Here is a 19,968-nt window from a genome sequence, read left to right as displayed (position 1 = left end):
TGCCGTTCAGGACCCCGCCATGCACACAGGCAAACCCGAAGTCGTGATCACCTACTGCACCCAGTGCCAGTGGCTGCTGCGTGCCGCCTGGCTGGCCCAGGAGCTGCTGTCCACCTTCGCCGACGATCTCGGTCGGGTCAGCCTGGAGCCGGGCACCGGCGGCGTGTTCCGCATCACCTGCGACGGCGTGGAGATCTGGGAGCGCAAGGCCGACGGCGGCTTCCCCGAGGCCAAGGTGCTCAAGCAGCGGGTGCGCGACCGCATCGATCCGCAGCGCGATCTGGGCCACAGCGACCGCCCGCCCACCCCGTGAGCCGCCGGTTGCTCCGGCCGGCGTCCGGCAAGGCCTTTGCTATGCTGCGAATTGGAGGCCGGTCAGGGCTGTAGTACCGGTTCGGCGCGTCACCGCCGATGGATTGTCATGTCGCCTTCATCACTGCCGACGTCCGAGTCAATCGCGCTGGAGGCTGTCGATGATGTGTCACCCATGTTGCGCGGCGGCGCGCTTGGCGCCTGCCGGCTGCTGGCCATGGTCCGTTGTCGTGTGGGCGCACCGCGGCGTGCGCTGCGAGCCGTCGGCATGCGGCTGCTGATCGTCAGCGACACCTGGGAGCCGCGGGTCAGCGGCGTGGTCACCTGCCTGCGCGCGCTGGTCGACGAGCTGGAGGCGCTCGGCCACGATGTGCGCGTGCTGTCGCCGCTGGAGTTCCACACGCTGCCCTGTCCGGGCTACCCGGAAATCGCCGTGGTGTGGGACGTCTGGCATGTCGCGGAGAAGATCGCCGAATTCGCCCCGGATGCCGTGCACCTGGCCACCGAGGGGCCGCTCGGCTGGGCGGCGCGGCACTGGCTGCGCAGTCGCGGCCTGGCCTTCTCCACCGCCATGCACACGCGCTTCCCCGAGTTCGTGCATGCCCGCTGGCCGGTGATTCCGCTCGGCCTCGGTTATGCCTGGATGCGCGCCTTCCACCGCAGCAGCGACGCCGTGCTGGTCAGCACCGTGCGCATGCAGGCCGAGTTCGCCGGGCAGGGGTTCGCCCGCCTGGCGCTGTGGCGCAAGGGCGTCGACATCCGCCGCTTCCGGCCGCGCCTCGAGCCGCTGCAGGGCGCGCCGGTGTTCCTGTATGTCGGCCGCCTGGCGCCGGAGAAGACCCTCGAGGAGTTCCTCGACCTCGATCTGCCGGGCGAGAAGCAGGTGGTCGGCGACGGCCCGCTGCGCGACGAGCTGGAGCGCGGCTATCGGCAGGTGCGCTTTCTCGGCTACCTGCGCGGCGAGGCGCTGGTCGAGGCCTACCGGGGCGCCAGCGTGCTGGTGTTCCCCTCGCGCACCGACACCCTCGGCCTGGTGATGCTCGAGGCCATGGCCTGCGGTACGCCGGTGGCGGCCTTTCCGGTCAGCGGGCCGCTGGACGTGCTGCGTCAGGGCGTCAGCGGGGTGATGGACGAGAATCTGCGCAGCGCCGCCCTGCAGGCGCTGCACCTGGATCGCCGCCTGTGCGCGGCCGAGGCGCGGCGCCAGTCGTGGCGCCATTCGGCGCTGGAGTTCCTCGCCCGTCAGCCGCGCCTGGACGGGGCGCCCTGCCTGCCGGCCGGGCCGCTCGGCGCGGAGCGCGCCACGCACTGAGCGCTCAGCGTCCCAGGCGCGCGCTCAGGAAGGTGGCCAGCACGATCAGCGCGCCGCCGCCGAGGGTACGCAGGCCGGGCACCTCGGCGAACAGCAGCCAGGCGAAGCAGATCCCGTAGACCGGCTCCATGGCGAACACCACCGCGGCGGTACGCGCCTTGAGCACGCGCAGGCTGGAGACGAACAGGCTGTGGGCCAGGCCGGTGCAGAGCACGCCGAGCAGGGCCAGCCACAGCCAGTCGAGCGCGGCCAGCGTGGGCAGCTGCGGCGCGACCCACGGCAGCAGGCACAGGGCGATGGTCAGGTTCTGCCACAGCGCCGCCTGCACCGGGCTGATGCCGCGGGCGCTGAGCCGGTTGGTCAGCGACAGCAGGGCGAACAGCAGGCCGGACAGCACCGCCCACAGCAGGCCCTGGGTGGCCTGGCCGGCCAGCTCGAACTGCGGGGTGACCAGCAGCAGACCGAGGCAGACCAGCGCGACCACGCCGTATTCGCCGGCGTGCAGACGCTCGCGGAACAGCAGCCCCTCCAGCAGCAGGGTGAAGGCCGGGAAGCTGGCGAAGCCGAGGGTGGCGATGGCCACGCCGCCGACCTTGACCGCCTGGAAGAAGGTCAGCCAGTGCGCGCCGAGCAGCACGCCACCGAGGATCAGCAGCCCCAGCTGGCGCGGGCCGGGGCGGGTATGGCCGCCGTTGCGCAGCAGGGCGGCGCACAGGCCGAGGGCGAGCACGGCGAAGGCGGCGCGGCCGCCGGTGATCAGCAGCGGCGTGGCGGCTGCCAGTTTGCCGAGCACGCCGGTCAGGCCGAACAGCAGGGCGCCGAGATGCACGGCGAGCAGGGCGTTGCGCGGAGTCATGACGGGCGTGTCCCGAGGTCCGGGCGCCGGAAGCGGATGGCGAAGCGCATGGGCGAGGTCTTTTCTGGAGGTTGCGCGCAGTCTAGATGGCGCACGCGCCCGTGTCTGTCGCGCGCCTCGCGGCCTTTGTCGCGCTACTCGCCCCGGCGGCGCAGCTCGCGCGGGGTGACGCCGAACTCGCGGGCGAGGGCGGCGGTGAAGGCGCTCTGCGAGCTGTAGCCGACCCGCGCGGCGATCTCGCCGACGCCGAGCGTGCTCTCCAGCAGCAGCTGGCGGCCCTGGCGCAGACGCCGGCGGCGCACGTAGTCCATCGGCGTCTGCCCGGTGGCGGCGAGGAAGCGGCTGTGGAAGTGCGCCACCGACAGGCCGCTGAGCCGCGCCAGGTCGGCCACCTGCAGCGGGTGGGCGAGCTGGCGGTCGATGTGCGCGTCGAGCGCCGCCAGCGGCAGCTCGCTCGCTGCGAGCGGCGTCGCCGGCACCGCGAGGCTGGCCAGCAGCAGGCGGGCGGACTGCTCGGCGATCAGCGCATCGGTCAGCGGCGCGCTGGCGATCCAGCCGACCAGCTGGCTCTGCACCGGGGCCAGTTCGACCCGCCCGGGCCGCTCCAGCAGGCGGCGCCCGGCGTCGAAGTGCGCGCCGAGGCTGTCGCGCAGCCAGTCCTCGTCCGGCACGTCGAGCACCAGACAGTGGCTGCCGTGGTGGCTGGCGCAGGCATGGTGTTCCTCGGGAGGCACCACGGTGAGGTCCTGCCGCTCGATCCGCGCGGTCCGGCCGCCCACCGCCAGTTCCAGGCAGCCGGACAGGCCGAACACCAGCTGCCCGTAGGCGTGGCTGTGCGCCAGCAGTTCGTCGCGGTAGTGGCGCAGGGTCAGGATGGTGGACATGGCGGGTTCCTCGGACAGGCCGCCAGTTTACCCGCCGGGCATCGCCTGTCATCGCCCTGCCGCCGTCCTGTCATGCCGGTTAAACGCCATGGCCGCAGCATCGAGGCAAATCCGCCGGAGGCCGTCGATGACCAGTGCCCAGCCGTTTACTCCCAAGCGCAAGCAGTACGTGCGCACCCTGTGGATCTCCGACGTGCACCTGGGGACCCGCGACTGCCAGGCCGAGCGCCTGGATGCCTTCCTCAAGCGCTACCGGCCCGACCGGGTGTACCTGGTCGGCGACATCATCGACGGCTGGAAGCTGCGCAGCGGCGTGTACTGGCCGCAGAGCCACACCAACGTGATCCGCCGGCTGATCGACATGAGCCGGCGCGGCACCGAGGTGATCTACGTCACCGGCAACCACGACGAATGCCTGCGCCGCTACGCCGAGCTGGTGCTCGGCAATATCCGCCTGGTCGACGAGGCCGAGCACCTGACCGCCGACGGCCGCCGCCTGCTGGTGCTGCACGGCGACCAGTTCGACGTGATCACCCGCTACCACCGCTGGCTGGCGTTCCTCGGCGACTCGGCCTACGAGGTCACCCTGACCCTCAACCGCTGGCTCAACCACTGGCGACAGCGCTGGGGCTACGGCTACTGGTCGCTGTCGGCCTGGCTCAAGCACAAGGTCAAGGGCGCGGTCAGCTACATCAGCGAGTTCGAGGACGCCCTGGCCCACGAGTGCACCCGCCGCGGCTTCCATGGCGTGGTCTGCGGGCACATCCACCATGCCGAGATCCGTCGCATCGGCGCCATCGAGTACCTCAACTGCGGCGACTGGGTGGAGTCGTGCACGGCGCTGATCGAGCACGTCGACGGGCGCATCGAGCTGTATCGGTTGGCCGCCGATCGGCAGTGCGACCGGCTGCCCGCGGCCGAGGCGGAGGTGCGCGCATGAGGCTGCTGATCGTCACCGACGCCTGGGCGCCGCAGGTCAACGGCGTGGTCACCAGCCTGCGCGCGCTGATCGAGGAGCTGGAGCGCCTGGGGCACACGGTCGGCGTGTTGTCGCCGCAGGACTTCCGTACCCTGCCGTGCCCGGGCTACGCCGCCATTCCGCTGGCCTGGAATGTCTGGAAGGTGGCGGCGCAGATCCGCGCCTTCGCCCCGGATGCCGTGCACCTGGCCACCGAGGGACCGCTCGGCTGGGCGGCGCGGCGCTGGCTGCGGCGCGAGGGGCTGGCGTTCTCCACGGCGATCCACACCCGCTTCCCCGAGTACGTGAGCGGGCGCTGGCCGTGGCTGCCGCTGGACTGGGGCTACGCCTGGCTGCGCGCCTTCCACCGGCCGAGCCGCGCGGTGCTGGTCAGCACCGAACGCCTGCTGGACGAGTTCGGCAGCCGCGGCTTCGCCCATCTGGCGCTGTGGCGCAAGGGCGTCGACCTGCGCCAGTTCCAGCCGCGTCTGCAAAGGGGGGAGGGCGAACCGCTGTTCCTCTATGCCGGGCGGCTGGCGCCGGAGAAGAACCTCGAGGCGTTCCTCGACCTCGATCTGCCGGGCACCCGGGAGGTGGTCGGCGACGGCCCGCTGCGCGAGGAGCTGCAGCGCCGCTATCCGCAGGTGCGTTTCCACGGCTACCTGCCGGCCGAGCAGCTGGCCGCGGCCTACCGTCGCGCCAGCGTGCTGGTGTTCCCCTCGCGCACCGACACCCTGGGGCTGGTGATGCTCGAGGCGCTGGCCTGCGGTACGCCGGTGGCGGCCTTTCCGGTCGCCGGCCCGCTGGACGTGCTGCGCCAGGGCGTCAGCGGGGTGATGGACGAGGACCTGCAGCGCGCCTGTCTGGCCGCGCTGACGCTGGACCGCCGCGCCTGCCTGGGCGAGGCGCAGCGCCAGTCGTGGCAGGCTTCGGCGCAGGAATTCCTCGCCCACCAGCCCAGGCTGGATGGCGCGCCCTGTGGCGGTGCCGAGGCTGCTCAGGGCTGAGGGAACAGCTCCTTGAAGAACGCCTGCATGTCGGCCCAGGAGCGCTGGTCGGCCTCCTTGTCGTAGGCCACGTCCAGGCCGTGGGCGGCGTGACTGCCGGCGTCCGGGTTGGTGAAGCTGTGCTTGGCGCCCGGATAGCTGATGAAGCGGTAGTTCGCTCCGGCGCGCTGCATCTCCTGCTTGAAGTCGGCGACCGTCTGTTCGCTGATGAAACTGTCGGCCTCGCCGTGGGCCACCACCACGCGCGCCTTCACCGAGCCCGGGGTGGCCGGGGTGGTGGTGGCGAGCGCGCCGTGGAAGCTCATCACCCCGGCCAGCGGCACGCCCTGGCGGGCCATGTCCAGTACCACCCGGCCGCCGAAGCAGTAGCCGATGGCGGCCAGCCGCGCCGGGTCGGTCTGTGGCTGCTGGCGGAGCAGATCGAGGCCGGCGAGGAAGCGCTGGCGCGACACCTCGGCGCTGGCGGTGGCCGCCTGCATGAAGGCCTTGGCGTCTTCCGGGTGTTCGGTGTTGCGGCCCCCGCCGTACATGTCGATGGCCAGGGCGCTGTAGCCGAGGGCGGCGAGGTCGCGGGCGCGACGCTTGGCGTAGTCGTTCAGCCCCCACCACTCGTGTACCACCACCACGCCGGGACGCGGCCCCTGCACGGTGTCATCCCAGGTGTGGTAGCCGAGCAGGCGCGTGCCGTCGGCGCTCTGGTAGGAGATTTCCCGGGTCTGGATCGCGGCATGGCCGAGGCTGCTGCAGGCCAGCAGCACGCCGAGCAGGAGGGTACGCATGGCAGGTCTCCGGTGGGCGAACAGAGTCCAAGCCTAGCCGCTGGCTCATCCCCTGTGAAATGGGCGTCCCGGGCGGACGCTGCGAGGACTGGCGAGAATCCCGCCGCCCGGGCGGCGGGATTCCGCCGGAGCGTACCGCGCCGAACGCCGCGATTCGTCCGCAAATGGCTGAAATACAAGGGGGTTATCGGGTTTTGGTGATTGGCGCGGGGCTATCGGCAACGGCGTGGCCAGCGTGGTGGTGGCCCGCTGGTGCGGTCAGCTGGACAACGAGCAGCTGCAGCGCGAGCTGGCCAGCCCGAGCCGCACGGCGGTGGAGCTGCCGCTGGTGGCCGAGCCGGTGCTCACGGCTGACGCATCTCGCCGCTGAACACCAGCGTCGCCCTGCAGCGTCGGCACAGGTAACGGCGCCCCCGCAGCACCAGCGCATGGCGCTGCGGGGTGAAGGGAAATTCTCCATCCGGACACCGGCAGTGGTACAGATAGTGCCGCTGCCGGCGTTTCACTTCATAGGTATGGCAGCGCTCGGCCGGCAGGCCGTAGACCTTGCCCATGATCCGTTGCCACTCCTCGCCATGCGGGCGGATGCCGGCGCCGAACAGCTGGTGGGCGACCAGATGGGCCACCTCGTGGGCCACCGTCTGACGCAGGAAGTGCTCGCGATTCTCCCGATACAGCTGGGCGTTGAAGCGCAGGCGATTCTCCGTGAGGTGGGCGACGCCGGCCTTGAGACCGCGCAGGCGCAGGCTGACCTCGGGGCGCGGGAAGCGGCGGGCGAAGAAGGCTTCGGCCTGCTGGTAGCAGGCCTCGACGCGGGCGAGCAGCTGTTCGGGCATGATCGGACGGGGCAGGGGGTGTGGCGCGATTATGCCAAGTGCGTGCGCCACAAACAGCAGGGCCGCCCGCAGGCGGCCCAGTTATGTTGGTCCGAGATTGTTTTACGCTCGACCGGACCTACGCCATCTGTTCGTCTAGCTGGCGTACACGGGGCCGACACCGAAGCCCCACAGCACCACCGAGATGGCCATCATCGCCACCAGCACCACCAGACCCACCGCCAGCACCGAGCTGGAGAACATGAAGCCCTCGTCCTTGGGAATGTTCATGAAGGCGGGGATGCCGACGTACAGCAGATAAGCCGTGTAGCACACCGCCACCGTCCCCACCGCCATGGCCAGCCACAGATTGGGGTAGAGCGCCGCCAGGCCGCCGATGAACAGGGGCGTGGCGCAGTAGGCGGCAAACACGATCGAGTCGGTCAGGCTGGGGCTGGCATCGTAGGTGCGCGACATCCAGTGGATGAACGCGCCCATCACGGCGACGCCGGCCAGCATGGCCAGGTAGGACAGCACGGTCATCTGCAGCGCGCTCGCCTGGGTCAGGCGTACCGCTTCGCCGCCGGCGATCGACCAGCCGACCTGGGTGGTACCGATATAGGCGGATACGACAGGAATGGCCGCCAGGATGAGTACATGGCTCAGATACATGTGACTGATGGTTTCTTTGTCGCCACGAATCTCTTGCCATTCTTGATCAGGATGGGTGAAGAGCCCCCAGACGTGGTGAATCATGATAGGACACCTCTTCTTCGTTATATGCGAATCGACCCCAACGAGGCGCCGGAGGCACGTGGCCCAGTGCCCTCCGGTGCCAGACCGCTATCTGCGACCTTATGACGCAGTATAGGCGCCGCAGGCCTGGATGCCCGCTGTGCAGTAGAGCGATTTGGTCCCTCAGGCCGGCTTGTAATAGCGATCGAGAATTTCCATGGCCTTGTTGATCGACTGCAGGCGGGTGGTGCTGCCGCCGCGATCGGGGTGGTGCTGGCTGACCAGCTGGCGGTAGCGCAGACGGATCGCCGGGTAGTCGGCGTGCGCGTCGAGGCCGAACAGCTCGAGCGCCGCCGCGCGCTCCTCGCCGCCGTGCATGCGCGTCCAGAAGCTCTGCAGCAGCTGGGCGACGTCGGCTTCGCTGGTGTCGCGCAAGCGGGTTTCGTCCAGATAGTAGTCGCGCAGCGGATCGTGCCCGGTCAGCGCCTGCTCGCCCTCCCGCCAGGGGCCCAGGCGGATCAGCAGGGGCGCGATCTCCAGGTGCGCGCTGCCCTCCTGCCAGAGGCGGTCGCGCAGGCGGTAGAGGGCGTTGAACAGCAGGAAGTGGGTGCGGAACAGCACCAGCTTGTCGCTCAGCGGCAGGTTGGGGATATGGGTGCAATGCCCATCCCTGAGCTGGCGGATGAGCTGGTGCTCGCCGAGGCCGGCGGGCGCCTGGCGCAGCAGGGCGAGCAGCTGCTCGGTGAGGTCGGCGGCGGGATCGAAGGGCGTGTTCATGCCGGCAAGGCTAGCACGGGCCCCGGCGGCACCTGTGTAGCGGCGGTTCCGCGCGTGAACCGCCTCTCAGCGCGGGGCGGGCGGCGTGGCGACGATGGGGCTGGGGCGCGCGGGCGTTTGCGCGTAAAATGGCAGGTTTTCGTACTCCCTTTTCGCAGATCCCCGGATTCCACACCACCATGGGCACCCTTTCGGTCAACCAGAACAAGCTGCAGAAACGCCTGCGTCGCCTGGCCGGCGAAGCCGTCACCGACTTCAACATGATCGAGGACGGCGACAAGGTCATGGTCTGCCTGTCCGGCGGCAAGGACAGCTACACCATGCTCGACGTGCTGCTCTACCTGCAGAAGGTCGCGCCGATCAAGTTCGAGATCGTGGCGGTGAACATGGACCAGAAGCAGCCGGGCTTCCCCGAGCACGTGCTGCCCGAGTACCTCAAGTCGATCGGTGTCGAGTACCACATCATCGAGAAGGACACCTACTCGGTGGTCAAGGAGAAGATCCCCGAGGGCAAGACCACCTGCTCGCTGTGCTCGCGCCTGCGCCGCGGCACCCTGTACACCTTCGCCGACCAGATCGGCGCGACCAAGATGGCCCTCGGCCACCATCGCGACGACATCGTCGAGACCTTCTTCCTCAACATGTTCTACGGCGGCACCCTCAAGGCCATGCCGCCCAAGCTGCTCTCCGACGACGGCCGCAACGTGGTGATCCGCCCGCTGGCCTACTGCAGCGAGGCGGACATCGAGGCCTACGCCAAGCTCAAGGAATTCCCGATCATCCCGTGCAACCTGTGCGGCTCGCAGGAGAACCTGCAGCGTCAGGTGGTCAAGGAGATGCTCCAGGAGTGGGAGCGCAAGTCGCCGGGCCGTACCGAGATCATGTTCCGCGCCCTGCAGAACGTGGTGCCCTCGCAACTGGCCGACCGCAACCTGTTCGACTTCCAGAGCCTGAGAATCGACAACGACGCCACGCCGCGCTTCATCGACGTGATGAGCCTCTGAGCCGACGCCCTGCGCACCTCCGCGCACGCCAAATGCATCGGTGCGCACAGCGCACCCTACGGGCGGTCAGCACCTGATCGCCGCCGTGCCGCTCTCGTAGGGTGCTCCCTGCGCACCGCCGGCCAGCTCTACGCGAGCAGCGGCTGCAAGGCCTGCCATAGCGCCTCGACGCCGGCGAACTCGCGCTCCACCGCCGGCAGCGTCGGGCGCGCGAGGATCAGCACCGGCAGGCCGCGTTCGCGGGCCACCTGCAGCTTGGCCTCGGTGGCCGCGCCGCCGCTGTTCTTGCTCACCAGCACATCGAAACCTTCCGCCGCGAACAGCGCGCGCTCGGCCTCCAGGTCGAACGGGCCGCGGGTGGCGATCACCCGTGCGCGGGCGTTGCCCGGATGCGCGTCGAGCACCCGCACGGTCCAGAACTGCCCGGCGGGAATGGCGTCGAGGTGCGCCAGCGGTTCGCGGCCGAGGGTGAAGAACGGCCGGTGGAAGGACTCCAGCGCCACGCTCAGCGCGCGCCAGTCGGCCACCTCGCGCCAGTCGTCGCCCGCGCCGGCCTGCCAGCCGGGACGGCGCAGCGCCCAGCAGGGAATGCCGGCGAGCTGCGCGGCCTGGGCCGCGTTGGCGCTGATCCGCGCCGCGTAGGGATGGGTGACGTCGAGCAGCAGGTCGATGCCTGCCTCGGCGATGAAACGCGCCAGGCCCTCGGCACCGCCGAAGCCGCCGACCCGCACCTGGCAGGCTAGGTCCTGCGGCACCTTGCCCAGCCCGGCCAGGCTGTAGACGTGTTCCGGACCGAGGCGCCGGGCGATGGCCAGGGCGTCGCCGACGCCGCCGAGCAGCAGGATGCGCCGGCTCACGGCTTGCGCACCTGCAGCAGGGTGATCGGCAGGGCGCTGCGCCAGGTGTCGAAGCCGCCGAGCGGCTGCGCTTGGGCCACGGCGATGCGGGTCAGCTCGCCGCCGTGTCGTTCGCGCCAGGCCACCAGGGTCGCCTCGCTCTGCAGGGTCACCGCATTGGCGATCAGCCGGCCGCCGGGCTTGAGCGCCTGCCAGCACTGTTCCAGCACGCCGGGGACGGTAACCCCGCCGCCGATGAAGATCGCATCTGGCGCCTCCAGTCCGTCCAGCGCCTCGGGCGCGGCGCCGGCCACCAGCTGCAGGCCGGGCACGCCGAGGGCGTCGCGGTTGTGGGCGATCAGCAGCTGGCGTCCGGCGTCCGCCTCGATGGCGATGGCCCGACAGCTGGGGTGGGCGCGCAGCCACTCGATGCCGATCGAGCCGCAACCGGCGCCGACGTCCCACAGCAGTTCGCCCGGCATCGGTGCCAGGCGGGCGAGGGTGATGGCGCGCACGTCGCGCTTGGTCAGTTGGCCGTCGTGGCGGTAGGCGTCGTCCGGCAGGCCGCAGGTCAGCGGCAGGCGCCGGGCGTCCACGCCGGCGACGCATTCCACCGCCAGCAGGTTGAGGTCGGCGACCTCGTCCACCGCCCAGCTTTCCGCCAGGCCGTCGAGGCGTCGCTCCTGCGCGCCGCCCAGGTGCTCCAGCACGCTCAGCCGGCTGGGGCCGAAGCCGCGCTCGCGCAGCAGGGCGGCGATGGCCGCCGGGCTGCGTCCGTCGTTGCACAGGATCAGCAGGCGCTGGCCGGCATGGATGTGCAGGTTGAGCGCCGCCAGCGGCCGCGCCACCACCGACAGCACGGTGGTCTCCTGCAGCGGCCAGCCGAGGCGCGCGGCGGCCAGCGAGCAGGAGGAGGGCGCCGGCAGCACCCGCAGCTCGTCCGCCGCCACCTGGCGCGCCAGGCTGGCGCCGACGCCGAACAGCATGGGATCGCCGCTGGCCAGCACGCACAGTGGCGTGCCGCGCCGCTCCAGCACCGGCGCCAGGCTGAACGGGCTCGGCCAGCTGTGCCGCGTGGCGCGGATCTCCGCCGGCAGCAGTTCGAGCTGGCGCCGCGCGCCGACGATCCGCTCGGCCGCCAGCAGCGCCCGACGCGCCGCCTCGCCCAGCCCGGCATAGCCGTCCTCACCGATTCCCACCACCGTCAGCCACTGCGTCATGAATCCGTCCTGCCTGTTGTCATGCGGCCCGACGGGGGCATGTCGCGGCGCCGCGCAAAGCGGGCATAATAGCGCCTTCGTCGGTGCCTGATGGGCTTGCCCATCGGCCTAAGAGGGAACACGGACCACCGTGGCTGCCCCCGCAACTGTACGCAGCGAGTCTGTCGCCCGAATGCCACTGGGAAACCGGGAAGGCCGCGACCGATGCCGACCTGCCAGCCAGGAGACCTGCCGACGACGCTGGTCGCGAGTGCCAACATCGGGCGGGGTGTACCGATGCCGTAGAGTCCTGCCGTGGGCGGGATTCGTCTGGTCCGGTCGCCGCGTCTTCGTTTCAGGTGACCCTCGTGCGCGACCCTTCCCCCTTCCCGGATCCATCCGGGCCACGCCCTTCCGCGTGCCCCGGCCTGCTGCGCATCGTCGCCGCGCTGGACGGCGGCATCTGCCGGGTCAAGCTGGCCGGCGGCCAGCTGTCCAGCGCCCAGGCGCGCGCCATCGCCGCCGCCGCTGCGGCCTGCGCCAGCGGCGTGCTGGAGCTGACCAACCGTAGCAACCTGCAGATCCGAGGCGTGCGTGCCGAGCGCCAGGACGAGCTGATCGCCGCGCTGCTGGCCGCCGGCCTCGGTCCGCGCACGCCCGCCGCCGACGACGTGCGCAACCTGCTGCTCAGCCCCGCCGCCGGTCTCGATCCCGCCGCGCTGCTCGACGTGCGGCCGCTGGCCGGGCAACTGCTCGACCTGCTGCAGGACACTCCCGCATTCCACGCCCTGTCGGCCAAGTTCGCCCTGCAACTCGATGGCGGCGAAGCCCTGGCCATGCTCGAACACCCCCACGACCTCTGGCTGAGCGCCATGCCCGGCGACGCGCCGCTGCTGACCTTCGGTCTGGCCGGCTGCCCGGGCGACGCGCCGCTAGCCGCCGTCGAACCGGCGCAGGCCGTAGCCTTGGTGAGTACCGTGCTGCGCCTCTTCCTCGACCTGGCCGGTGGCGAACACAGCCGCATGCGCCAGCTGCTGGCCGCACTGCCGGTCAGCGAGTTTCTGCAACGTCTGCAGGCGCGCCTGCCGTTCCCCCTGCGCCGCGACGAGGTCGTGCTGGGCTGGCGGCGTCCCGCTGTGGCCGCAGGCGTACCGCTCGGCGTCCATGCCCAGCGCCAGGCCGGCCGGCAGATGATCGTCGCCGCCGCCCCGCTCGGGCGCCTCGACGCCGCGCAGCTGGCCGGGCTGGCCGCGCTGGCCGATCGGTACGGCGCCGCCGGCCTGCGCCTGACCCCCTGGCAGGGCGTACTGCTGCCGGACATCCCGGCGCAATACGCCGCCAGCGTGCGGCACGAGCTGGCGGCGCTGGGCCTGCTGACCGATGCGGCCGAGCCGCTCGGCCAGCTGGTGGCCTGCACCGGCGCCGCGGCCTGCGCCCGGGGCCTGGCCGACACCAAGGCCGATGCCCGGCGCCTGGCCGAGCGGCTGCGCAGCGCCGGCGTGCGCCCGCAGGTGCACCTCAGCGGCTGTCCGCGCTCCTGCGCCGCCGCTCATGTCGCCCCCTTCACCCTGCTGGCCCAGCCCGGCGGGGAGTATCAGCTTTACCGGCGCGTCGCCGGCCAGCGCGGTTTCGGCCGCCTGCTGGCGCCGTCCCTCAGCATCGACGAGGCCGGCGCCTGGCTCGCCGCGCCGTCCGCATCAGGAATCTCCGCATGATCGACTACATCCGCGACGGGCAGGAAATCTACCGCCAGTCGTTCGCCACCATTCGCGCCGAGGCGGACCTGTCGGCCATCCCGGCCGACCTGGAAAAGCTCGCCGTCCGCCTGATCCACGCCTGCGGCATGGTCGACGTGGTGCAGGATCTGCGCTTCTCAACGGGCGCCGGCGCCGCCGGCCGCGCCGCGCTGGCCGCCGGTGCGCCGATCCTCTGCGATGCGCGGATGGTCGCCGAGGGCATCACCCGCGCGCGCCTGCCGGCGGGCAACGAGGTGATCTGCACCCTGCACGACGCCGGCGTGGCGGAACTGGCCCGCGAACTGGGCAACACCCGCTCGGCGGTGGCGCTGGAGCGCTGGCGCGAGCGGCTGGCGGGTAGCGTGGTGGTAATCGGCAACGCGCCGACCGCGCTGTTCTACCTGCTGGAAATGCTCGACGCCGGCGCGCCGAAGCCGGCGCTGATCCTCGGCATGCCGGTGGGCTTCATCGGCGCCGCCGAGTCGAAGGAGATGCTCGCCGCCGACAGCCGCGGCGTGCCCTACGTCATCGTGCGCGGCCGCCGTGGCGGCAGCGCCATGGCCGCCGCGGCGGTCAACGCTCTGGCCACGGAGGTGGAATAATGCGCAAGGGACGTTTGCTCGGCCTCGGCGTCGGCCCCGGCGACCCCGAACTGATCACCCTCAAGGCCCTGCGCTTGCTGCAGTCGGCGCCGGTGGTCGGCTACTTCGTGGCCAAGGCCAAGGCCAGCAAGGGCCAGGGCGGCAACGCCTTCGGCATCATCGAGGAGCACCTCACCGACGCCCAGCAGCGCCTGCCGCTGGTCTACCCGGTGACCACCGAGAAGCTGGCGCCGCCGCTGTCCTACGAGGATGTGATCGCCGACTTCTATGACACCTGCGCGGTGCAGATCGCCGCGCACCTGGACGCCGGCCGCGACGTGGCGGTGATCTGCGAGGGCGACCCGTTCTTCTACGGCTCCTACATGTACCTGCACGACCGCCTGGCCGCGCACTACGAGGTCGAGGTGGTCCCCGGCGTGTGCTCCATGCTCGGCTGCGCCTCGGTGCTCGGCACCCCGCTGGTGTACCGCAACCAGAGCCTCTCGGTGCTCTCCGGCGTGCTGCCCGAGGAGGAATTGAAGCGCCGCCTGCAGGGCGCCGAGGCCGCCGTGGTGATGAAGCTCGGCCGCAACTTCGACAAGGTGCGCCGGGTGCTGCAGCAGCTCGGCCTCGACCAGCGTGCCCACTACGTCGAGCGGGCGACCATGGACAACCAGCGCATCGTGCCGCTGGACGAGGTGGAGCCGATGTCCTCGCCGTACTTCTCGATGATCCTGGTGCCCGGGGAGAAGTGGCGTGGCTGAACTCGACCGTCAACGGCCGCCGGCCATCGTCATCCTCGGCCCCTCCGCCCTGGCCACCGCGCGGCGCTTGCAGGGCCTCTATCCGCAGGCCGCGATCCACGGCCTGCGCGCGCGGGTCGACGACGTCGAGCAGCCCTATGACGACTTCGGTGAGACCCTGCGTGCGCTGTACCAGGCCGGCCGGCCGATCATCGCCCTGTGCGCCGCCGGCATCGTCATCCGCAGCCTGGCGCCGCTGCTGGCCGAGAAGGGCGCCGAACCGCCGGTGCTGGCAGTGGCCGAGGACGGCAGCGCCGTGGTGCCGCTGCTCGGTGGCCTGGCCGGGGTGAACCTGCTGGCCCGCGAGATCGCCGCGCTCCTCGCGGTGGCGCCGGCGATCACCACCAGCGGCGAACTGCGCTTCGGCACCTGCGTGCTCAACCCGCCGCCCGGCTACGTGCTGGCCGACCTGGAGCAGGGCAAGCGGCTGGTCAGCGACCTGCTCGGCGGCCAGCCGGTGCGCGTCGACGGCGAGGCGCCCTGGCTGGACGCGGCGCGCCTGCCGCTGGACGAGCAGGCCGAGCGGTGCATCCGCGTCAGCCCGCAGCGTCAGGGCTGCGCCGACGAGCTGCTGATCCACCCGCGCCTGGTGCTGGCCCGCTGTAGCGCAGAGCAAGACGACCTGCCTGCAGCCGTGCGCGCTGCGTTGCAGCACGCGGACTTGGCCGAGGCGGCGCTCGCCGCCGTACTGGCCGACCCGGCCGACATCGCCAGTCCGCAGCTGGCCGCCGCGGCGGCCGAACTGGGCGTGCCGCTGCGCTTCGTTGCTGCCGACGCCGCGCTGCCCGTCGCCGTGCACGAAGAGCCCGGCCTCAGCCTGCACCTGGCGGCCAGCCCGCAGGCGGCGGCGAGCCTCGGCCAGCCGCGCGGCCGGCTCAGCGTGGCCGGCCTCGGCCCCGGCGCGGCCGAGCTGATGGCCCCGGCCGTGCGCCACGCGCTGGATACGGCCGAGGACGTGCTCGGCTACGACACCTACGTCAACATGGCCGGCCCCTTCCGCGCCGGACAGGTGCTGCACGGCAGCGACAACCGCGAGGAACTGCAGCGCGCCGCCCATGCCTTCGAACTGGCCGCGCAGGGACGGCGGGTGGTCATGGTTTCCTCCGGCGACCCCGGCGTGTTCGCCATGGCCGCCGCGGTGCTGGAGGCGCTGGAAGCCTCGAGCGACCCGCGCTGGCACGGCGTGGAGCTGGAAGTGCTGCCCGGCATCTCCGCCGCCCTGGCCACCGCCGCCAAAGCCGGCGCGCCGCTGGGCCACGACTTCTGCCTGCTGTCGCTGTCGGACAACCTCAAGCCCTGGACGGTGATCGAAAAACGCCTCGACCACGCCGCCGCCGCCGACCTCGCCATGGCCTTCTACAACCCGATCTCCAAGTCGCGCCCCTGGCAACTTGGCCGCGCCCTGGACATCGTCCGCCAGCACCGCACACCGCACACCCTGGTGGTACTCGGCCGCGACATCGGCCGCCCGGCCGAAAGCCTGCGCGTGCTGACCCTGGGCGAACTCACACCGGAGCAAGTGGACATGCGCACCCTGGTGATCATCGGCTCCAGCCAGACCCGCCGCTTCCCCCGCGCCGGGGACGGGGAGTGGGTGTATACGCCGAGGTGGTATCCGCAGGAGGGCTAAAAGGCCGGTCCTTGTCCTTGCCAGGGAGCGGCGAGGGGGCTGGCCGGTTGTGGAGTGGTAGTGTGGCTGACGCGCTATTGGCTGGAGCCCGGCCAGAAAGCAGCAGCTCGCCTTTGCACTTCAAGCCCCGAGATCATGGTTGCTGTCTGGTTTGTCTTTGCTCGTACCCCGGACTACCCTCAAAACATGGCGAATACTGGAAAAAAGGACTTTCCGTCATGGTGTATAACAGCTTTTTACCTCTGCCGCTTGCGCGAAATCTGCATTGCAAAGCGGTTTTTTTGCGGATGTCCTGGAGTTTTATCCGCCAATCTCGGTTTGGGGTATTATACACCGTCTGGTGCCTAATAATAGTTAGGGCTATGGAAAATACGATGAGCATCGACATTATCTTCTATACGCAAATTGGCTCAGCAATCGCGTTCATCATCGCTCTCTTTGTTCCTTATAAAGTCCTCGTTGCTCAGAAAGATTCTTTAGTCGATCTTCTCAAGCAAGAGATTGAGCCCCTTAATCGCAAACTAAAGGACGCAGAGTCCCAGTCGCCAGATGTATTAATAACCGCGCTTTCTGCCAGAGTTGAAATAGCCAAGGCAGAGATGTTGCGACTCAAAGAGGATTGAGATAGTCACCAGGTTGAGGTTCGTGAAAAAGAAAATCAGCTTCATCGGCTACAAAAACAACTCACTGTGCTGAATGAGCTTATTGAGGATAGTGAACTAGTCTGCCCAAAATGTAAGGCTCCCTTGGTGTCGCGCGGCACTCATACGATATATGGTTACATTAGTGGTCGGGAAGTTGATACAGATGTCGAATATCTCGAATATGAATGTGGCTTCTCGACTGACGGTGGTGAGGAAAAATCCCCATGTCGCACATCAATCAAAAAGTCCTGACAAACGGTTCAAATCGTTCGCCTCGCTCACTGGGACGGGCTAAAGCCCCCACTTAGCCAAGCGTTGGGCTTCATAGGGAGAAATTCAATGGTCTACCGAATAGCAGCCTTGGTCGTGTGCGGAGTGCTTGTGCCGCAAGCCATCTATGCAAAAGAGTGCTGGGCCTTGACAGATCTGAAAGGTCAAATCGCGCCGTCAACTAACGGGTATGCCTTTCAATCCGACGGGTTCTCCAATCCGATGGTGCTCTGCTTTGATGAAGACAAAGGAAGTGTTTCTGGTGATGACACGCAGCTGACGCGCTTTGGGAAATCGACTCTAGCGGGTTGGGGTGCAAACAAGGACATCGAGCTCTTTGAGGTCTACCAGATCGACCGCGTAAACGGCAAAGTCTTATTTACCAAAAGCAGAATTGGAACCAGCAGTCTGATCCCCGGAGCTCCAGACTTAGTCGGCGCCTTCGTGGGTAAAGCAACCAGATTGAAACAATGAAGCCCTACCAGGCGCTCCAGCGGATGGTCCTCGTTGCGCTCGGGCTTCCCTCGTCCGCCTCGCTCACTCGGCGCCGCCAAACGCCAGTGTTAGGAGTTAGTATGGAGCCCGTAAAAGTTCTCTACAGCATGCCCGAGATTTCTGGCACAAAGATCACCGTCTACGAGTGTGGTTCTCCTACCGTTGATGACTGCGGAGACTTCGATCCTGACGAATTGTTCAAAAGGACATTTGCAGCAGAAAGCACTGCAAAGGACGTTTTCTATGAGGCATACGTTGACGGCTCGAATACACCTTTCTTTAAGAGCAAGGCACCGCCGACCGATGAAGAGCTGTCGTTCCAGCTTGGAAGATCTCGGGAAGATGGATCAATGAAAAAAGTGATTTGGCTGGTCGTTGGTTTAATGGTTCTTTATCTTGTTTTCAAGTAAACCACGTCAAATTGAGCGAGCCATGAATGATCTTGTAAACGATCACCGCGGACACACCATATTTTGCCATGCTTCAGGTGTTATCAGTGGACCATTTGTTGCTTCCTTTTCGGCTTGGAGAGTCGAGCCCAACAGTTCGTGCCGTGCTATAACCCAAGGGACGCTTCCCGGTGTTTTTGATACGAGAGAGGTGGCGATTGCTGCGGCCTTGGCCGAAGCCAAACTCAGCATTGATAAGTTGCTTAGCTAGATAATGACTGTTACTCCTAACAGGCGGTTGAGAGGGCGGCCCAAGAGCTGCGCTTTTGGGTTCCCTCCGCGCTTCGCGCGCTGGTCGCCTCTAACCTCTACGCTATATGTCAAGGAGCAGCCTGCAGTGAAATACATCTCGTACAGATTAATCATGGCTTTGCTAGCATTTTCATCTGCGGCCACGGCGGAAAACTATGAAATTAGTGTAACAAGAAAAGGCAGCAATCTATACAAAATAGACATCAAGGACATATTCATTCATACTAAGTACTGTTACGAATATGTTTATGGCGAATCGTCTATTTTAAAAATGAAAGGTATGGTTGGTGAAATAATATTCACTGAGGCTGGCGCTACATGCCAAGTCAAGGCTGTGTATGGCAAATCAGAGCAAGTGCCTGGTAACTTTGTGGTCACCGTCAGTCGTGAAGATGATGACTGGTACGAAATTTTTGGCCAAGGCCTTTATGTAAAAACAAATACTTGCATCAGTTTGGCGCTAGGAACAGAAGCAGTGCTCACCATAATGGCAGGAGGTTATGGAACCCTGCACATAGATGGAAATCAATGTATGGTTGAGGGTGTTTATTCTCGGCTTCGGTTGTAGGTATATAAAGATGCGCTCAACACTGCTCGCTGGAGTCATAAAGGCTACGCTTTGCGCGCCAGTTATTTTGATATGTAAATTTGAATGGAATGGATAGGGCTATGGACGCTAGGCATTGGGTTGTTAGTCTAATATTTTCCCTTGTTATAGGTGGGGTTGTCACTCGCCTTTTTCTTGAATTCCTACGGAAAATAATGAAGCTGGGAGAAAAATCGAGCGCACCGAATGGGTTTGGTTTTTTGAGTGCTCCTCCATGGCTAACCGGCATGACTGAGCGGCTCTTTTTTACGGTTCTGGTCGCCTTCGCAGTTTCTGATGTGGCGACAACTATGGTTGCTTGGTTGGCGCTCAAATTGGCGACAAATTGGCATCGCTTCCAAGACGATTCAACCGCACGTTACTTTGGTTTTTCGGCGCTGCTCGCAGGTCTTGTGTCCATGCTGTTTGCGTTTCTCGGTGGGCTCATAGTTCGGGGGGATCTATGGTCACGACTGATAGTGTGCATTTGATTATGGGCGACGGCAAAAACTGAGTGCAGTCCGGGCTGTGCCATTTGTCTGGACAGGCTGCGGTTTGAAAAAACCTCTGAAAGCGCACCGATGGGTTCACTTTTTTGATTTTTATAAACCGCTGGTGGCAGTGTGATGCCGGCGTAAGCTGCGCTATTTCACGGCGATCTTGCCACAGCGGTTCGCCACCTTAGTTCCGCCCCTCCCCATTCCTCCGCAACAAATAGCTATCCATGATCCACCCATGCCGCTCGCGCAGTTCGGCGCGCAGGCGCTGGATGTCGTCGGCGACTTCGCCGAGTTTGCCGGCCACCAGCACCTCGTCGGGAGTGCCGACGTAGGCGCCCCAGTAGATGTGCATGTCCTGGTCGGCGAAGCGCTGGTAGCTGTCCTTGGCGTCGAGCATCACCAGCACGCTGTTCAGGCCCGCGGGGAAGACTTCGGCCAGGCGCCGCGCCGGGGTGACCTGGAAGGCCTGGCCGATGTTGTGATCGCTCCCACGCTCTGCGTGGGAGCTCATCACCGGACGCTCCGCGTCCGCTTCTGTGACGCAAAGC

24 protein-coding genes and 1 riboswitch are annotated in these 19,968 nt (G+C 67.4%); of the genes, 15 read left to right on the top strand and 9 right to left on the bottom strand.

What is annotated here, in order from left to right; translation table 11 throughout:
• Window positions 1-19: 19 nt before the first annotated feature.
• Window positions 20-313 carry a SelT/SelW/SelH family protein gene (locus tag BLT78_RS09800; RefSeq protein WP_090348798.1) on the top strand — a complete coding sequence of 98 codons (294 nt, stop codon included), beginning with the start codon at window positions 20-22 and terminating at the stop codon, window positions 311-313.
• A gap of 267 nt (window positions 314-580) precedes the next feature.
• Window positions 581-1,624 carry a glycosyltransferase family 4 protein gene (locus BLT78_RS09795; RefSeq protein ID WP_090352243.1) on the top strand — a complete coding sequence of 348 codons (1,044 nt, stop codon included), beginning with the start codon at window positions 581-583 and terminating at the stop codon, window positions 1,622-1,624.
• Window positions 1,625-1,628: 4 nt separating this feature from the next.
• On the opposite strand, the gene BLT78_RS09790 is transcribed toward BLT78_RS09795, so the two are convergent.
• Complete coding sequence (locus BLT78_RS09790; protein ID WP_090348797.1) at window positions 1,629-2,480, bottom strand: DMT family transporter; 852 nt, start codon at window positions 2,478-2,480, stop codon at window positions 1,629-1,631.
• A 134-nt stretch (window positions 2,481-2,614) separates the two neighbouring features.
• Entirely contained in the window at window positions 2,615-3,364 is a 750-nt protein-coding gene (locus BLT78_RS09785) for a helix-turn-helix transcriptional regulator (RefSeq protein ID WP_090348796.1), read from the bottom strand.
• A 127-nt stretch (window positions 3,365-3,491) separates the two neighbouring features.
• Here BLT78_RS09785 and BLT78_RS09780 point away from each other — a divergent pair, with 127 nt between their 5' ends.
• Window positions 3,492-4,304, top strand: a complete 813-nt coding sequence (locus tag BLT78_RS09780) for a UDP-2,3-diacylglucosamine diphosphatase (protein WP_090348795.1) — start codon at window positions 3,492-3,494, stop codon at window positions 4,302-4,304.
• Entirely contained in the window at window positions 4,301-5,329 is a 1,029-nt protein-coding gene (locus BLT78_RS09775; RefSeq protein WP_090348794.1) for a glycosyltransferase family 4 protein, read from the top strand. Before BLT78_RS09780 ends, BLT78_RS09775 begins: the two co-directional genes overlap by 4 nt.
• Here the strand turns inward: BLT78_RS09775 and BLT78_RS09770 are convergent.
• Window positions 5,320-6,108, bottom strand: a complete 789-nt coding sequence (locus tag BLT78_RS09770; protein ID WP_090348793.1) for a dienelactone hydrolase family protein — start codon at window positions 6,106-6,108, stop codon at window positions 5,320-5,322. The genes BLT78_RS09775 and BLT78_RS09770 overlap by 10 nt on opposite strands.
• 226 nt (window positions 6,109-6,334) lie before the next feature.
• Between BLT78_RS09770 and BLT78_RS21400 the strand changes: the two genes are divergently transcribed.
• Window positions 6,335-6,478: a hypothetical protein gene (locus BLT78_RS21400; RefSeq protein ID WP_157719522.1), complete on the top strand. Its 144-nt coding sequence runs from the start codon at window positions 6,335-6,337 to the stop codon at window positions 6,476-6,478.
• On the opposite strand, the gene BLT78_RS09765 is transcribed toward BLT78_RS21400, so the two are convergent.
• From BLT78_RS09765 to BLT78_RS09755, 3 genes are all read right to left on the bottom strand, one after another.
• Entirely contained in the window at window positions 6,453-6,944 is a 492-nt protein-coding gene (locus tag BLT78_RS09765) for a SprT family zinc-dependent metalloprotease (RefSeq protein WP_090348792.1), read from the bottom strand. The two genes, BLT78_RS21400 and BLT78_RS09765, sit on opposite strands and share 26 nt — an antisense overlap.
• A 135-nt stretch (window positions 6,945-7,079) precedes the next feature.
• Window positions 7,080-7,679, bottom strand: a complete 600-nt coding sequence (locus BLT78_RS09760; RefSeq protein ID WP_090348791.1) for a Yip1 family protein — start codon at window positions 7,677-7,679, stop codon at window positions 7,080-7,082.
• Between the two features lie 162 nt (window positions 7,680-7,841).
• A complete protein-coding gene (locus BLT78_RS09755; RefSeq protein ID WP_090348790.1) occupies window positions 7,842-8,435 on the bottom strand; it encodes a DNA-J related domain-containing protein in 594 nt (197 codons plus the stop codon).
• A gap of 179 nt (window positions 8,436-8,614) precedes the next feature.
• Here BLT78_RS09755 and ttcA point away from each other — a divergent pair, with 179 nt between their 5' ends.
• A complete protein-coding gene (ttcA, locus tag BLT78_RS09750) occupies window positions 8,615-9,439 on the top strand; it encodes a tRNA 2-thiocytidine(32) synthetase TtcA (protein ID WP_090348789.1) in 825 nt (274 codons plus the stop codon).
• A 128-nt stretch (window positions 9,440-9,567) separates the two neighbouring features.
• On the opposite strand, the gene BLT78_RS21535 is transcribed toward ttcA, so the two are convergent.
• Entirely contained in the window at window positions 9,568-10,296 is a 729-nt protein-coding gene (locus BLT78_RS21535) for a cobalt-precorrin-6A reductase (RefSeq protein WP_172830779.1), read from the bottom strand.
• Window positions 10,293-11,495: a precorrin-6y C5,15-methyltransferase (decarboxylating) subunit CbiE gene (gene cbiE / locus BLT78_RS09740; RefSeq protein WP_090348788.1), complete on the bottom strand. Its 1,203-nt coding sequence runs from the start codon at window positions 11,493-11,495 to the stop codon at window positions 10,293-10,295. Before cbiE ends, BLT78_RS21535 begins: the two co-directional genes overlap by 4 nt.
• Before the next feature lie 64 nt (window positions 11,496-11,559).
• Window positions 11,560-11,745: riboswitch (cobalamin riboswitch) on the top strand.
• A 97-nt stretch (window positions 11,746-11,842) separates the two neighbouring features.
• On the opposite strand from cbiE, the gene cobG reads away from it, so the two are divergent.
• The 9 genes from cobG to BLT78_RS21385 all read left to right on the top strand — a co-directional run bounded on the left by cobG (window position 11,843) and on the right by BLT78_RS21385 (window position 19,411).
• Window positions 11,843-13,189: a precorrin-3B synthase gene (gene cobG, locus BLT78_RS09735; protein ID WP_408003100.1), complete on the top strand. Its 1,347-nt coding sequence runs from the start codon at window positions 11,843-11,845 to the stop codon at window positions 13,187-13,189.
• Window positions 13,186-13,812 (top strand): precorrin-8X methylmutase, encoded by a 627-nt coding sequence (locus BLT78_RS09730; RefSeq protein WP_090348786.1) that lies wholly within the window; start codon window positions 13,186-13,188, stop codon window positions 13,810-13,812. Before cobG ends, BLT78_RS09730 begins: the two co-directional genes overlap by 4 nt.
• Entirely contained in the window at window positions 13,812-14,555 is a 744-nt protein-coding gene (locus BLT78_RS09725) for a precorrin-2 C(20)-methyltransferase (protein ID WP_090348785.1), read from the top strand. Before BLT78_RS09730 ends, BLT78_RS09725 begins: the two co-directional genes overlap by 1 nt.
• On the top strand, window positions 14,548-16,224 hold the full coding sequence (gene cobJ / locus BLT78_RS09720; RefSeq protein ID WP_090348784.1) for a precorrin-3B C(17)-methyltransferase: 1,677 nt from the start codon (window positions 14,548-14,550) through the stop codon (window positions 16,222-16,224). Before BLT78_RS09725 ends, cobJ begins: the two co-directional genes overlap by 8 nt.
• A 374-nt stretch (window positions 16,225-16,598) precedes the next feature.
• Window positions 16,599-16,847, top strand: a complete 249-nt coding sequence (locus BLT78_RS09715; protein ID WP_090348783.1) for a hypothetical protein — start codon at window positions 16,599-16,601, stop codon at window positions 16,845-16,847.
• 402 nt (window positions 16,848-17,249) lie between these two features.
• Window positions 17,250-17,612, top strand: coding sequence for a hypothetical protein (locus tag BLT78_RS21395; protein ID WP_157719521.1), 363 nt, complete (start codon window positions 17,250-17,252; stop codon window positions 17,610-17,612).
• Window positions 17,609-18,043, top strand: a complete 435-nt coding sequence (locus BLT78_RS09710) for a hypothetical protein (RefSeq protein WP_090348782.1) — start codon at window positions 17,609-17,611, stop codon at window positions 18,041-18,043. The genes BLT78_RS21395 and BLT78_RS09710 overlap by 4 nt, the downstream gene beginning before the upstream one ends.
• Window positions 18,044-18,419: 376 nt before the next feature.
• Window positions 18,420-18,902, top strand: a complete 483-nt coding sequence (locus BLT78_RS21390; protein ID WP_157719520.1) for a hypothetical protein — start codon at window positions 18,420-18,422, stop codon at window positions 18,900-18,902.
• 194 nt (window positions 18,903-19,096) lie between these two features.
• A complete protein-coding gene (locus BLT78_RS21385; protein ID WP_157719519.1) occupies window positions 19,097-19,411 on the top strand; it encodes a hypothetical protein in 315 nt (104 codons plus the stop codon).
• A gap of 190 nt (window positions 19,412-19,601) precedes the next feature.
• On the opposite strand, the gene BLT78_RS09705 is transcribed toward BLT78_RS21385, so the two are convergent.
• Window positions 19,602-19,931: an SAM-dependent methyltransferase gene (locus BLT78_RS09705; protein WP_197673158.1), complete on the bottom strand. Its 330-nt coding sequence runs from the start codon at window positions 19,929-19,931 to the stop codon at window positions 19,602-19,604.
• Window positions 19,932-19,968: the final 37 nt, after the last annotated feature.

This window comes from Pseudomonas oryzae (assembly GCF_900104805.1).
Classification (GTDB): Bacteria; Pseudomonadota; Gammaproteobacteria; order Pseudomonadales; family Pseudomonadaceae; genus Geopseudomonas; species Geopseudomonas oryzae.
This window is presented reverse-complemented; position numbering and strand designations above follow the sequence as displayed.

Coding starts and splice junctions, on each gene's coding strand:
- BLT78_RS09800 (WP_090348798.1), top strand. CDS start 20: ATGCACACAGGCAAACCCGAAGTCGTGATCACCTACTGCACCCAGTGC.
- BLT78_RS09795 (WP_090352243.1), top strand. CDS start 581: ATGCGGCTGCTGATCGTCAGCGACACCTGGGAGCCGCGGGTCAGCGGC.
- BLT78_RS09790 (WP_090348797.1), bottom strand. CDS start 2,480: ATGACTCCGCGCAACGCCCTGCTCGCCGTGCATCTCGGCGCCCTGCTG.
- BLT78_RS09785 (WP_090348796.1), bottom strand. CDS start 3,364: ATGTCCACCATCCTGACCCTGCGCCACTACCGCGACGAACTGCTGGCG.
- BLT78_RS09780 (WP_090348795.1), top strand. CDS start 3,492: ATGACCAGTGCCCAGCCGTTTACTCCCAAGCGCAAGCAGTACGTGCGC.
- BLT78_RS09775 (WP_090348794.1), top strand. CDS start 4,301: ATGAGGCTGCTGATCGTCACCGACGCCTGGGCGCCGCAGGTCAACGGC.
- BLT78_RS09770 (WP_090348793.1), bottom strand. CDS start 6,108: ATGCGTACCCTCCTGCTCGGCGTGCTGCTGGCCTGCAGCAGCCTCGGC.
- BLT78_RS09765 (WP_090348792.1), bottom strand. CDS start 6,944: ATGCCCGAACAGCTGCTCGCCCGCGTCGAGGCCTGCTACCAGCAGGCC.
- BLT78_RS09760 (WP_090348791.1), bottom strand. CDS start 7,679: ATGATTCACCACGTCTGGGGGCTCTTCACCCATCCTGATCAAGAATGG.
- BLT78_RS09755 (WP_090348790.1), bottom strand. CDS start 8,435: ATGAACACGCCCTTCGATCCCGCCGCCGACCTCACCGAGCAGCTGCTC.
- ttcA (WP_090348789.1), top strand. CDS start 8,615: ATGGGCACCCTTTCGGTCAACCAGAACAAGCTGCAGAAACGCCTGCGT.
- cbiE (WP_090348788.1), bottom strand. CDS start 11,495: ATGACGCAGTGGCTGACGGTGGTGGGAATCGGTGAGGACGGCTATGCC.
- BLT78_RS09730 (WP_090348786.1), top strand. CDS start 13,186: ATGATCGACTACATCCGCGACGGGCAGGAAATCTACCGCCAGTCGTTC.
- BLT78_RS09725 (WP_090348785.1), top strand. CDS start 13,812: ATGCGCAAGGGACGTTTGCTCGGCCTCGGCGTCGGCCCCGGCGACCCC.
- BLT78_RS09715 (WP_090348783.1), top strand. CDS start 16,599: ATGAGCATCGACATTATCTTCTATACGCAAATTGGCTCAGCAATCGCG.
- BLT78_RS09710 (WP_090348782.1), top strand. CDS start 17,609: ATGAAGCCCTACCAGGCGCTCCAGCGGATGGTCCTCGTTGCGCTCGGG.
- BLT78_RS21385 (WP_157719519.1), top strand. CDS start 19,097: ATGAAGCTGGGAGAAAAATCGAGCGCACCGAATGGGTTTGGTTTTTTG.
- BLT78_RS09705 (WP_197673158.1), bottom strand. CDS start 19,931: ATGAGCTCCCACGCAGAGCGTGGGAGCGATCACAACATCGGCCAGGCC.